12 protein-coding genes and 1 pseudogene are annotated in these 11,838 nt (G+C 72.6%); all 13 read left to right on the top strand.

Features of this window, described 5'->3' with window-relative positions:
• Positions 1 to 363 (top strand): annotated as a pseudogene (locus JFN87_RS10190) (hypothetical protein); the annotation flags it as partial.
• Positions 360 to 1,328 carry a complex I subunit 1/NuoH family protein gene (locus JFN87_RS10185; protein ID WP_209339618.1) on the top strand — a complete coding sequence of 323 codons (969 nt, stop codon included), beginning with the start codon at positions 360 to 362 and terminating at the stop codon, positions 1,326 to 1,328. The pseudogene JFN87_RS10190 and the gene JFN87_RS10185, both read left to right, overlap by 4 nt.
• Positions 1,328 to 1,912 (top strand): NuoI/complex I 23 kDa subunit family protein, encoded by a 585-nt coding sequence (locus tag JFN87_RS10180; RefSeq protein ID WP_209339617.1) that lies wholly within the window; start codon positions 1,328 to 1,330, stop codon positions 1,910 to 1,912. The genes JFN87_RS10185 and JFN87_RS10180 overlap by 1 nt, the downstream gene beginning before the upstream one ends.
• Entirely contained in the window at positions 1,909 to 2,550 is a 642-nt protein-coding gene (locus tag JFN87_RS10175) for an NADH-quinone oxidoreductase subunit J family protein (RefSeq protein WP_209339616.1), read from the top strand. Before JFN87_RS10180 ends, JFN87_RS10175 begins: the two co-directional genes overlap by 4 nt.
• Positions 2,550 to 2,975: an NADH-quinone oxidoreductase subunit NuoK gene (nuoK, locus tag JFN87_RS10170; RefSeq protein WP_209339615.1), complete on the top strand. Its 426-nt coding sequence runs from the start codon at positions 2,550 to 2,552 to the stop codon at positions 2,973 to 2,975. The genes JFN87_RS10175 and nuoK overlap by 1 nt, the downstream gene beginning before the upstream one ends.
• Entirely contained in the window at positions 2,972 to 5,044 is a 2,073-nt protein-coding gene (locus tag JFN87_RS10165; protein ID WP_209339614.1) for an NADH-quinone oxidoreductase subunit 5 family protein, read from the top strand. Before nuoK ends, JFN87_RS10165 begins: the two co-directional genes overlap by 4 nt.
• Positions 5,045 to 5,071: 27 nt before the next feature.
• Positions 5,072 to 6,802, top strand: coding sequence for a complex I subunit 4 family protein (locus JFN87_RS10160; protein WP_209339626.1), 1,731 nt, complete (start codon positions 5,072 to 5,074; stop codon positions 6,800 to 6,802).
• The gene (locus tag JFN87_RS10155) at positions 6,799 to 8,388 is read left to right on the top strand and encodes an NADH-quinone oxidoreductase subunit N (RefSeq protein WP_307865385.1); all 1,590 of its coding nucleotides are present in this window, start codon (positions 6,799 to 6,801) and stop codon (positions 8,386 to 8,388) included. Before JFN87_RS10160 ends, JFN87_RS10155 begins: the two co-directional genes overlap by 4 nt.
• Positions 8,389 to 8,500: 112 nt before the next feature.
• A complete protein-coding gene (locus JFN87_RS10150) occupies positions 8,501 to 9,346 on the top strand; it encodes an oxidoreductase (protein ID WP_209339613.1) in 846 nt (281 codons plus the stop codon).
• Positions 9,346 to 9,960, top strand: a complete 615-nt coding sequence (locus tag JFN87_RS10145; RefSeq protein ID WP_209339612.1) for a TetR/AcrR family transcriptional regulator — start codon at positions 9,346 to 9,348, stop codon at positions 9,958 to 9,960. Before JFN87_RS10150 ends, JFN87_RS10145 begins: the two co-directional genes overlap by 1 nt.
• Before the next feature lie 156 nt (positions 9,961 to 10,116).
• Positions 10,117 to 10,980 (top strand): zinc metalloprotease HtpX, encoded by an 864-nt coding sequence (gene htpX / locus JFN87_RS10140; protein ID WP_209339611.1) that lies wholly within the window; start codon positions 10,117 to 10,119, stop codon positions 10,978 to 10,980.
• Positions 10,977 to 11,375, top strand: a complete 399-nt coding sequence (locus JFN87_RS10135; RefSeq protein WP_209339610.1) for a YccF domain-containing protein — start codon at positions 10,977 to 10,979, stop codon at positions 11,373 to 11,375. Before htpX ends, JFN87_RS10135 begins: the two co-directional genes overlap by 4 nt.
• Before the next feature lie 165 nt (positions 11,376 to 11,540).
• Positions 11,541 to 11,813, top strand: a complete 273-nt coding sequence (locus JFN87_RS10130) for a GlsB/YeaQ/YmgE family stress response membrane protein (RefSeq protein WP_209339609.1) — start codon at positions 11,541 to 11,543, stop codon at positions 11,811 to 11,813.
• The last annotated feature ends 25 nt before the right edge of the window (positions 11,814 to 11,838 follow it).

Below are 11,838 nucleotides of genomic sequence, written 5' to 3'. Positions count from 1 at the left end.
GAGATGTCGGCCGGCTCGGCCACGCAGCGCGATGCGGCCGCGGAGCGGCAGACACCTCCCGCCGATACGGCCCCGGCCGAGCGGCCGACGGACCGGGAAGCCGACCGCGCAGGTCGAGGCCCGGCCCCGCGCTCCGACGCGCCGTGGCACAGGCCGGCGTCCGGGCGCCCCGGTGGCGAGACCCCCGACGGCTCCGACGCGTCGGGCGTGCCTGACGGCGCACACACCCCGGAGGACCCGGACGCCCCGGACGCCCCGCACGACCCGGACGGCCGAGGCGCGGACGCCGACGCGCACGGCACGGACGGCCCGCGGGATCCGGACTCGCCCGGTGACGCGGGCCCCCGCGGGGAGGGTGCGTGAACGGCGCTCTCGACGTCGTCCTGCGGCTGATCGCCGTGTTCGTCGTCTTCCTCGCGTTTCCCCTGCTCGTGGGCCAGGCCGAACACAAGGTCATGGCGCACATGCAGGGCCGCCTCGGGCCCATGCACGCGGGCGGCTTCCACGGCTGGGCCCAGCTCGTCGCGGACGGGGTGAAGTTCGCCCAGAAGGAGGACATCGTCCCCGCGGACGCCGACCGCGGTGTCTTCCGGCTCGCCCCGGCCGTCGCGCTCCTGCCGTACCTGCTCGTGCTGATCGCGATCCCCGTCGGCCCCGGCGAGGGCGCCGTGGGCCAGGCGATCGACGCGGGTCTCTTCTACGTGCTCGCCGTCATGGGCGTGGGCGTGCTCGGTTCGCTCATGGCCGGCTGGGCGTCCGCGAACAAGTTCTCCCTGCTCGGCGGGTTGCGCACCGCCGCACAGCTTCTCGCCTACGAGCTGCCGATGCTGCTCGCCGCCGCGTCCGTCGCCATGGCGGCGGGCACCGTGTCGCTCATCGGCGTGCTGGACGCCTTCCACTGGTGGTGGGTGCCCTGGCAGATCGTCGGCGGCGCCGTGTTCTTCGTGGCGGGGCTCGCCGAGCTGCAGCGGCCACCGTTCGACATGCCCGTCGCCGACTCCGAGATCATCTTCGGCGCGTACACCGAGTACACGGGGCTGCGGTTCGCGCTGTTCCTGCTCGCCGAGTACGCGGGCATCGTCGTCCTGTCCGGGCTGACCGCCGTCCTCTTCCTCGGCGGCTGGCACGGGCCGTTCGGCTCCGACGGGCTCGGCTGGCTGTGGACCCTGCTCAAGACCGCCGTGCTCGCGTTCGTCGTCATCTGGCTCCGCGTCAGCTACCCGCGGCTGCGCGAGGACCAGCTGCAGAAGCTCGCCTGGACCGTCCTCATCCCGCTCGCCCTCGCCCAGATCGCCCTCACCGGCGTCGTCAAGGTCGTGATCAGCTGATGTCCCCGATCCCCGGCAGCGGGCTCGCCAAGGGCCTCGCCGTCACCCTCCGCACGATGACCCGCAAGACGGTCACCGAGCAGTACCCGGAGGCCCTCCCCGAGCTGCCGCCGCGCTCCCGCGGCGTCATCGGCCTGTTCGAGGAGAACTGCACGGTGTGCATGCTGTGCGCGCGCGAGTGCCCCGACTGGTGCATCTACATCGACTCCCACAAGGAGACCGTGCCGCCCGTCGCGCCCGGGGGCCGCGAGCGCAGCAGGAACGTGCTCGACCGCTTCGCCATCGACTTCGCGCTCTGCATGTACTGCGGCATCTGCGTCGACGTCTGCCCCTTCGACGCGCTGTTCTGGTCGCCCGAGTTCGAGTACGCCGAGACCGACATCCGCGAACTCACGCACGAGCGCGACAAGCTCCGCGAGTGGATGTGGACCGTGCCGGAGCCGCCCGCGCTCGACCCGGCCGCCGAGGAGCCCAAGGAGGTGGCGGCCGCCCGCAAGGCGGCGGACCGCCACGCCGCCGAACGCCGGGCCGCCGAAGACGCGCGGCCGGGCGAGGCGGACGAGGCGGGGGAGGACGGCTCGTGAACCTCGCGACCCACGGGGCGGCCCTCCAGGCCGCGGCCGGGCACGGCTTCCTGTCGCCGAGCGGGGTGGAGATCGTCTTCCTCCTCGTCGGCGTCGTCACCCTCGGCGCGGCGGTCCTGACCGTCACGACCCGTCAGCTCGTGCACGCCGCGCTCTGGCTCGTCGTCGCGCTCGGCGGCCTCGCCGTCGAGTACCTGCTGCTCACGGCCGAGTTCATCGCCTGGGTGCAGGTCCTGATCTACGTCGGGTCCATCGTCGTGCTCCTCCTGTTCGGGCTGATGCTGACCAAGGCCCCCATCGGCCGCTCACCCGACGCGGACTCGGCGGGCCGCCCCGCCGCCCTGGCGGTGGCCGTCGCGGCCGCGGCCACCCTCGTCTGGGTCGTGACGGACGCGTTCCGCGCCACCTGGATCGACCTGGACGGACCGGCGCACGGGTCCACCAAGGTGACGGGGCAGGCGCTGTTCCGCCACTGGGTGCTGCCTTTCGAGGCGCTGTCCGTCCTGCTGCTCGCCGCGCTGGTCGGCGCGATCGTCCTCTCCCGCAAATACGCGGCAGAGGCAGGCGCAGGCCCGGACGCCGGTGCAGGCACCGACGCGGGCGGCCGGGCGCCGCGCACCGGGGAGCGGCAGAGCTGATGCATCTCGTCTATCCGGCCGTCCTCTCGGCCCTCCTCTTCTGCACCGGCGTGTACGGCGTACTGGCCCGGCGCAACGCGATCCTCGTCCTGATGTCCGTCGAGCTGATGCTCAACGCCGTCAACCTCAACCTCGTCGCCTTCGACGCCTGGCTCCGCGACAGCCTGCACGCGGGCCAGGCCCTCACCCTGTTCGTCATCGCCATCGCGGCCGCGGAGATCGGCATCGGCCTGGCGATCGTCCTGATGGTCCACCGCGCCCGTGGCACCTCGGACATCGACCGGCTCCGCGACACGTCGGAGCCCGCCATGGACCGCTTCCCGGACGGCACCGGCCTCTCGGGCACCGACCCATCGGGCGCCGCACCGGCGCGCCCCGACGACCCCGCCGGACCCGCGGCGACGAATGCCGAGGCCGGCGCGTGACCACCACCACCCTTGCCGTACTCGTCCCCCTCCTCCCGTTCCTCGGCGCGGCACTCGGCCTCCTCACCGGCCGCACCGCCCCGCGCTTCGCGCGTCCCCTCGCGCTGCTGCCGACCCTGCTCGCCGCCGTGTGCGCCGTGCTCGTCGCCTTCCGGCAGGGCGGCGGTGCCGGCGGGGGCACGCCGCCACTGGACGCTGCCACCCGGCTCACGCCGACCGGCTCCGTCCCCGTCGACCTCTCCCTGCACGTCGACGGATTCGCCGCGCTCGTCGCCGTGCTGGTCGGGGTCGTCGCGGTCTGCGTGCAGCTCTACTCGACCGCCTACCTGCGCCACGACGCGCGCTACCCCTCGTACGCCGCTCTCGTCTCCCTGTTCACCTCCGCGATGCTCCTCGTCGTCTACTCGGGCGACCTGATGGTGCTGCTGGTCGGCTGGGAAGTGATGGGCATCTGCTCCTACTTCCTCGTCGGCCACTACTGGGAGACCCCCGAGGCGCGCGCCGCCTCGATCAAGGCCTTCCTCGTCACCAAGCTCGGCGACGTCCCCTTCCTCATCGGGCTGTTCGCCCTCGCCGGCGACGCGGGCAGCTTCCGCATCCCGCGCATCCTCGACACCGTCGCCGGCGGCGGCCTGCACCACCCCACCCTCGTGGCGCTCCTCCTCCTCGCCGGGGTCGCGGGCAAGTCCGCCCAGTTCCCCCTGCACACGTGGCTCCCCGACGCGATGGCCGGCCCCACCCCCGTCTCGGCGCTGATCCACGCGGCGACGATGGTCGCCGCCGGTGTCTACTTCGTCGCCCGGCTCCTCCCCGTCTTCACGGCGTCCACCGCCGCGCTGGTCGTCCTCGCCGTGTCCGCCGCCGTCACGATGGTCGGCTCGGCGCTCGCCGCGCTCGCCCAGGACGACATCAAGCGTGTCCTCGCGTACTCGACGATCGGTCAGCTCGGCTACATGTCGGGCGCGCTGGCTCTCGGCGACCGTGACGCCGCCGTCTTCCACCTCCTGTCGCACGGCGCCTTCAAGGCGCTCCTCTTCCTCGGCGCCGGCGTCGTCATCCACGCCGCCGGCACCAACTCGCTCGCCGCCACCTCCCGCATGGGCGGCCTCGCCCGGCGCATCCCCACCGCCTTCTGGACCATGACGCTCGGGCTGCTCTCCCTCGCCGCGATCCCTCCCTTCGCCGGCTTCTTCTCCAAGGAGTCGGTGCTCGGGGCCGCCGAGAACGCCGCGCTCGGCGGCTCCGTACCGCCATCGGGCACTGCGGGCGTGACGCCGGCGGACGGCGCCGTGGCGGCAGGTGCCATCGGCCCGACCGCCTCGGCGGCCCTCGGCTGGACCGTGCTGCTCGCCGGCCTCGTCGCCGCGCTCCTCACCGGCGCCTACGCTGCCCGCCTCTGGCTCCTCGCCTTCCGCGGGCGCGGCGCACCCGCCCCCGGGCACGGCAGGCAGCCCCTCGCCATGAACGCCACCCTGTGGCTGCTCGCCGTGCCGACCGCGTGCTTCGGCGCGCTCGCCTGGTACCTCGGCGACTGGTTCGACGGGCAGCGCCTCACCCCGGCCCTGAACACCTCCCTGCTCGGCACGGGCGTCGCCGTCGTCGGTGCGGGCGCCCTGTACGGCGCTTGGCGCCGCGCCGCCCCGCGCCTCGAACGGACCCCGCTCGGCGCCGTCGCCGCGCACCCCGACGAGGAGCCCGCACTCACCGAGGCGGCGGCCATCGAGGCCCACCCCGTCGTGTACGGCGACATCGCCGACGCGCCCGACCCCGCCGACCCCGGCCGGATCCTGCTCGGGCCGCTGCACCGGCACGCCGCCGCGGGCTTCCACCTCGACGCGCTCTACGACCTCCTCTTCGTGCGCACCGCCCAGGCCGGCGCCCGCCTCGTCCGCTTCCTGGACCGGGAGGTCGTCGACGCCTACGTACGGGGAGCGGGCACCGGCGCCCGATGGCTCGGCGCCGCGGCCCGCCGGGCGCAGACCGGAAACGTCCAGTCCTACCTGAGCGCGCTGCTCGCCGGATCCGTCGTCCTTGCGATCGCCGCCGTGCTCTTCGCAGCGGGGGTGTGAGCCGTGCTCGATATCAGCGGACCCGTGATGCAGTCCCTGCTCGTACTGATCCTGCTCGCCCCGCTGGCCGGGGCCGCCGCGGCCCTCCTGCCCGCGCCCCCAGGGCTGCGCGGCCGGAGCCCCGAGCACGCCGTGCTCCGCCACGGCGTGCTCGTCAGCGGCGTCGTCCTCGCCGCCGCGATCGCGCTGGCCCTCGGCTTCGACCGGGACCACGCCTCGACCATGCAGGCCACGACGGACACCAGCTGGATCGCGGCGATGCACATCCGCATCCACCTCGGCATCGACGGCATCTCACTCCCCCTCCTCCTGCTGACGGCCCTGCTGTCGTTCCTCTGCGCGCTCCACAGCTACTTCAAGCCCCCCGAGGGCCCTCCCGCCAAGGGCTTCGTGGCGCTGCTCCTGCTGCTCGAGTCCGGAACGCTCGCCAGCTTCGCCGTCCTCGACCTGATCCTCTTCTTCCTCGCCTTCGAGACCGTCCTCATCCCGATGTACTTCCTGATCGCGCGCTGGGGCGGCGGCGAGGGCGTACCGGGCGGCAGGCAGGCCGCCGCCTGGAAGTTCGTCCTCTACACCGTGCTCGGCTCCGTGATCATGCTGCTCGGACTGCTCCTGATCGGACTGCGGTCAGGCACATTCGACATGGTGGCACTCGCCACTGACAACGGCCGGGGCCTCAGCGCGTCCGTGCAGGTCATCGCGGTTCTGGCGATCGGCGTCGGGCTCGCGGTCAAGACCCCGATGTGGCCGCTGCACAGCTGGCTCCCCGATGCCCACACGGCCGCACCGACCGTCGGCTCCGTCCTCCTCGCCGGGGTGCTGCTGAAGATGGGAACGTACGGTTTCGTCCGTATCGTCCTGCCGATCGCCCCGCACGGCATGCGGACGTTCGCGCCGTACCTCGCCGCGTTCGGCGTCGCCGGGATCATCTACGGATCGCTCGCCTGCCTCGCCCTCGTCCGGCGCGGCGCCGGCGGCGACCTGAAACGGCTCATCGCCTACTCCTCTGTCGGCCACATGGGCTTCGTGCTCCTCGGCATCGCCACCATGACGCCCACGGGAGTCAACGGCGCGCTGTTCGCCAACGTCGCGCACGGACTCATCACCGGACTGCTGTTCTTCCTGGTCGGCGCGGTCAAGGACCGGTACGGCACCGCCGACCTCGACACACTCGCCGGGGCCACGGGCGCCGCGCTGTACGGCCGCGCGCCCCGCCTCGGCGGCCTGCTCGCCTTCGCCGCCGTCGCCTCGCTCGGGCTGCCCGGCCTCGCCGGGTTCTGGGGCGAGATGCTCACCATGTTCGGCGCCTTCCACCCCGCCCACGCCCTCAGCCGCCCGGCGTTCCTCGTCTTCATGTCCGCCGCCGCCACGGGCACCCTGCTCACCGCCGCGTACCTGCTCACGGTCGTACGCCGGGTGTGCATGGGCGCACTGCACGACGAGACGGGCCTGGGCGCGGCACCCGGAGCGGGAGCCCCCGACGCACCCGCCGGAGCGGGAGCCCCTGGCTCACCTGCCGGAGCGGGAGCCCCTGGCTCACCTGCCGGAGCGGGCGCTCCATCTGCCGGAGCCGGCGCTCCACCCGCGCCGCTGCCCAGTCTTCCGCCGCTGCCCAGCCTCCCTGACGTGCGTGGTTACGAGTTCGCGGCCTGGAGCCCGCTCGTCGCCCTGACCGTCCTCGCCGGGCTGTGGCCGGCGGCGCTCCTCGGCCTCAGCGACCCGGCCGTGCACCGGCTCCTCGCGGGAGGTGCCTCGTGAGCGCCGCGGCCCTCGTCCAGTCCGTCGACTGGCTCGCCGTCGCACCGCCCGGGATCACCGCCCTCATGGCGCTGGTGGTCCTCGTCGCGGACCTCTTCGTCGAGGAGCGCCGCAAGCCTCTGCTCGGCGCGGTGTCGGTCACGGGGCTCGTCCTCGCGCTGCTGTCCCTGCTGCCGCTGCGATCGGGCGACCGCGCCACCTTCTGCGTCGGCGGCGGCCATCACCTGTGCAGCTACACGGCCGACCACTTCGCGCTGGTCATCCAGCTCCTCGTGCTCGGCGGCGCGCTCCTCACGGCGCTGCTCTCCATGGCCGGCGGCGCAGACGGCGGCGCAGGTGGCGGCCCCGCCGGGGAAGCGGACCGCTTCCCCGGCGAGTACTGGTTCCTGCTGCTGTCGTCCGCCTCCGGCGCTGCCCTGCTGCCCGCCGCCCGCGACCTCGCGACCCTCGTCGTCGCCCTGGAGGTCGCGTCGCTGCCAGCCTTCGCCCTCGTAGGCATCCGCCGCGGCGACCGCCTCTCCGCCGAGGCCGCGCTCAAGTTCTTCCTCTCCTCCGTGGCGGCGACCGCCATCATGCTCCTCGGCGTGAGCTTCGTGTATGCGGCGACGGGCAGCCTGCACCTGTCCGCCGTCGCCACCGGCCTCACACACGTCCCGGGTCAGCTTCAGGCCGTCGCCGCGGCCGGGGTGCTCCTGACCCTCGTCGGCTTCGCCTTCAAGACGGCCGCCGCGCCCTTCCACTTCTGGGTCCCCGACACCTACGTCGGCGCCCCGCTGCCCATCGCCGCCTACCTGTCCGTCGTCAGCAAGGCGGTCGGCTTCTCGGGGCTCATCCTCGTGACGGTCGTCGCCTTCCCGCCGTACGCGCACCTGTGGGGCCCGGCGCTCGCCGTGCTCGCGGCCCTCACCATGTCCGTCGGCAACGCGGCCGCCCTGCGGCAGTCCGCCACGCGCGCGCGTGGCGCCGTCAGACTGCTCGCCTGGTCGTCGGTCGCCCAGGCGGGCTACCTCCTGGTGCCGATCGCGGCCGCCGCGTACGCGGGCGAGAAGCGCGTCGGGTCCACCGTCGCGTACGCGCTCATGTACGCGGCCGTCAACCTCGGCGCCTTCGGCGTCGCGGCCCTCGTGGCACGCGCGCGCCCGTTCAACCGGCTGGACGACTACCGCGGCCTCTACGCCCGCCGCCCGCTCACGGCCCTCGCACTCGCGTTCTTCCTGCTCTGCCTCGCGGGGCTGCCGCCCGGCATCATCGGCCTGTTCGCCAAGGTCACGGTGTTCTCCTCCGCCGTCGACGCGGGACTCGGCTGGCTCGCCGTGCTGATGGCCGCCAACGTCGTGTGCGCGCTGTACTACTACCTGCGCTGGACGGCACTGCTGTTCCGCGCGCCGGGTGCCTCCGCGCCAGGTGGCTCCGAGCCGGGGGCCTCCGAGCCGGGTGCCTCCGCGCCGGACGCACCGGCCGTCGCGACGCCCGAGGCGGCGCCGCGCCCCCTCGTCGCGGCCGTCGCCCTGGCGGCCGTGGTGGGGCTCGCACTGTCGGGGGCGCCGCAGCTGGTGCTGCGCTTCACCGACACGAACCTGTTCTGACGAGCGCCGGGACGGCAGGGCCAGAATCTACACGGCGGCGATAAAACTCGACGTGGTGTAGATTTTTGACCGAGGGCCGCCTCAGCCCTCCGCGACCTTGTCAGGAGGAACGATGCAGCAGAAGTGGCTCATCACCGGCGTCAGCAGCGGTCTCGGCCACGCCTTCGCCCGAGCCGCCCTCGCCGCCGGGCACACCGTCGTCGGAACGGTGCGCTCCGTGGACGACCTGCGGGCCTACGAAGCGCTCGAACCCGGACACGCGCACGGCCGCGTCCTCGACGTCACGGACGCCGATGCCGTCTCACGTGTGGTCGCGGAGGCCGAGCGGGAGGTCGGCCCACTCGACGTCGTCGTGGCCAATGCCGGCTACGGCCTGGAAGGCACCTTCGAGGAGACATCGCAGGCCGAGGTGCGCCGGCAGTTCGAGGTCAACGTGTTCGGGGCGATGGCCACCCTGCAGGCCGCGCTGCCGTACATGCGCCGACGCCGGCGCGGGCACCTGATGGCCGTCACGTCCATGGGAGGGCTTATGGCCGTGCCCGGCATGTCCGCCTACTGCGGCAGCAAGTTCGCCCTCGAGGGCGTCCTGGAGGCGCTCGGCAAGGAGGTCGCGCAGTTCGGGATCCACGTGACGGCGATCGAGCCCGGCTCCTTCCGTACCGACTGGGCCGGCCGCTCCATGACACGCGCCGCGCGGTCCGTCGACGACTACGACGAGTTGTTCGGCCCCATCCGGGAAGCACGTCAGAAGGCGAGCGGCAATCAGCTGGGCAACCCGGCCAGGGCGGGCGAGGCCGTCGTGCGCGTCGCCTCGGTGGAGAAGCCGCCGGCCCACCTGGTCCTGGGCTCGGACGCGCTGCGCCTTGTCGCCGCCGCGCGCGCGTCCGTGGACGAGGACATCCGGGCGTGGGAGGAGCTTTCCCGTACGACGGACTTCGCCGACGGCGCCCAGCTCTGATGCCCGCCGACCGACCCGCGCGCAGCCGGCGCGGCACAGAACGCAAGGGCGACGTCAGGGAGCGGGCCATTCTGGACACCTGCGAGGCCCTGCTCTCGCAGAAGGGCTACGACGCCATGACGGTGGGCGACATCGCCCAGGGCGCCGGCATCACACGCGGAGCCCTGTACTTCTACTTCGGCTCCAAGCCGGAAGTGGTCACGGCACTCGTCGCCCGGACCGTCGAGCACCTGTGGGAGCGCTCGCGGGCGACCGCCGAGGCCGACGATCCGCGCCGCGCCATCGCGACGGCCATGCGGCGCACGGTCGAGCTGTGGAACGAGCACGGCTTGGTCATGCGCACGGCCATCGACCTGTCGTTGACCGTCCCGGAGATCGGCGAGCTGTGGAACCACACGGCCGACCTCTTCATCGCGGCCATCACCGCCGTACTGGAACGAGCCGGCGTCCGGGCCGGCGCCGAGCCCGAACAGGCGCCGGCGATGGCGCGCGCCCTGTGCTGGATGATCGAGCGGACCTTCTACCACGCGTCGCAAGGCTCCCCCGAGGTGCTGCGGGAGGCGTCTTCGACCTGCGAACACATCTGGCTGATCAGCGCCGGCCTGACCGCGTGACCGCCTGACCGCCACCCGTACGGCGCACACACCCCCGCCGAGTGCGGGGAACCGGACGCCCCCGCCTGGCGTTGACCAGTACGGAAGGGTCCACTTGTAGGGAGTGGAGATCAGCAAGCGAAGGGTTCCCCTGCCGCAGGACTTGGAGGGCGTACCGTGCACCGCCGGCACAACGGGTTGAGGACCGCCGTACTCCTCGGGGGACTGTCCGCACTCATCATCGTCATCGGCAGTTTCTTCGGCCGTATGGGACTGATCGTCGCGGTCCTCGTGGCGCTCGGCACCAACGCGTACGCGTACTGGAACAGCGACAAGCTGGCGCTGCGCGCGATGCGCGCGCGTCCCGTCAGCGAGTTCGAGGCGCCGGAGCTGTACCGGATCGTCCGCGAGCTGTCGACGGCCGCGCGCCAGCCCATGCCCAGGCTCTACATCTCGCCGACGCAGGCGCCCAACGCGTTCGCCACGGGCCGCAACCCACGCAACGCCGCCGTCTGCTGCACGGAGGGCATCCTGCAGATCCTCGACGAGCGCGAGGTGCGGGCCGTCCTCGGCCACGAGCTCAGCCACGTCTACAACCGCGACATCCTGATCTCGTCCGTGGCGGGCGCGCTCGCCTCCGTGGTGATGTTCCTCGTCAACTTCGCCTGGCTGATCCCGGTGGGCCGCTCGGACGACGACGAGGGCCCCGGCATCGTCGGCTTCCTCATGATCATGCTGCTCGGTCCGCTCGCCGCGTCCGTCATCCAGCTGGCCGTGAGCCGCTCGCGCGAGTACCAGGCGGACGCCTCGGGGGCCCAGCTCACGGGCGACCCGCTGGCCCTCGCGAGCGCGCTGCGCAAGCTGGACGCGGGCACGAAGCAGCTACCGCTGCCGCCGGAGCCGCGCCTCGAAGCGGCGAGCCACATGATGATCGCCAACCCCTTCCGCCCAGGACAGGGCTTCTCGAAGCTGTTCTCCACGCACCCGCCGATGGCTGAACGCATCGCCCGTCTCGAACAGATGGCAGGACGCCGACCATGAAGACAATCCTCAACATCGTCTGGCTCGTACTCTGCGGCTTCTGGATGTTCCTCGGATACCTCGTGGCGGGGCTCGTGCTCTGCATCACGATCATCGGCATCCCGTTCGGCATCGCCGCGTTCCGCATCGGCGTGTACGCCCTGTGGCCCTTCGGGCGCACCGCCGTGGACCGCCAGGGCGTGGGCGCGGGCTCCCTCGTGGGCAACGTGCTCTGGGTGATCCTCGCCGGCTGGTGGCTGGCGCTCGGCCATGTCTTCACCGGAATCGCCCTGTGCATCTCGATCATCGGCATCCCGCTGGGCCTGGCCAACTTCAAGCTGATCCCGCTGTCGCTGATGCCGCTCGGCAAGGAGATCGTCCCGACGGACCAGGCGTTCGCGACGACCCGCTGGTGACGCGAGCCGCGTTGTCAGTGCCACCGTCCATGATGGTCAGTGCCGTCGATCATGATGGCGACACGGGGTTCACGCACGCCGCGCAACCGCACGGCGTGCGGGCCGCGTCCTGAGAGACGACGGCGCGCACGGACGCGGCACGCACGGAAGAGACGGGTACAGGGCATGGGCATCATCGGCTGGATCATCCTCGGGCTGCTCGCGGGCATGGCCGCGAAGATCCTGCTTCCCGGCAGGGACCCGGGCGGTTTCATCGGCACGACGCTCATCGGGATCGCCGGGGCCTTCCTGGGCGGCTGGATCTCCGCCAAGTGGCTCGACCACCCCATCAACAAGAGCTTCTTCGACGGCCCGACGTGGATAGCGGCGATCGGCGGGTCGCTCGTCCTGCTGATCGCCTACCGGCTGATCTTCGGCAACTCGCGCGACCGCCGCTGACGGCCGGGCTCAGCGCGGTCCGGGC

It is taken from the genome of Streptomyces montanisoli, from assembly GCF_017813245.1.
GTDB lineage: Bacteria > Actinomycetota > Actinomycetes > Streptomycetales > Streptomycetaceae > Streptomyces > Streptomyces montanisoli.
Note: the sequence above shows the minus strand (reverse complement) of the source record. Positions and strands in the feature narration are given on the sequence as shown.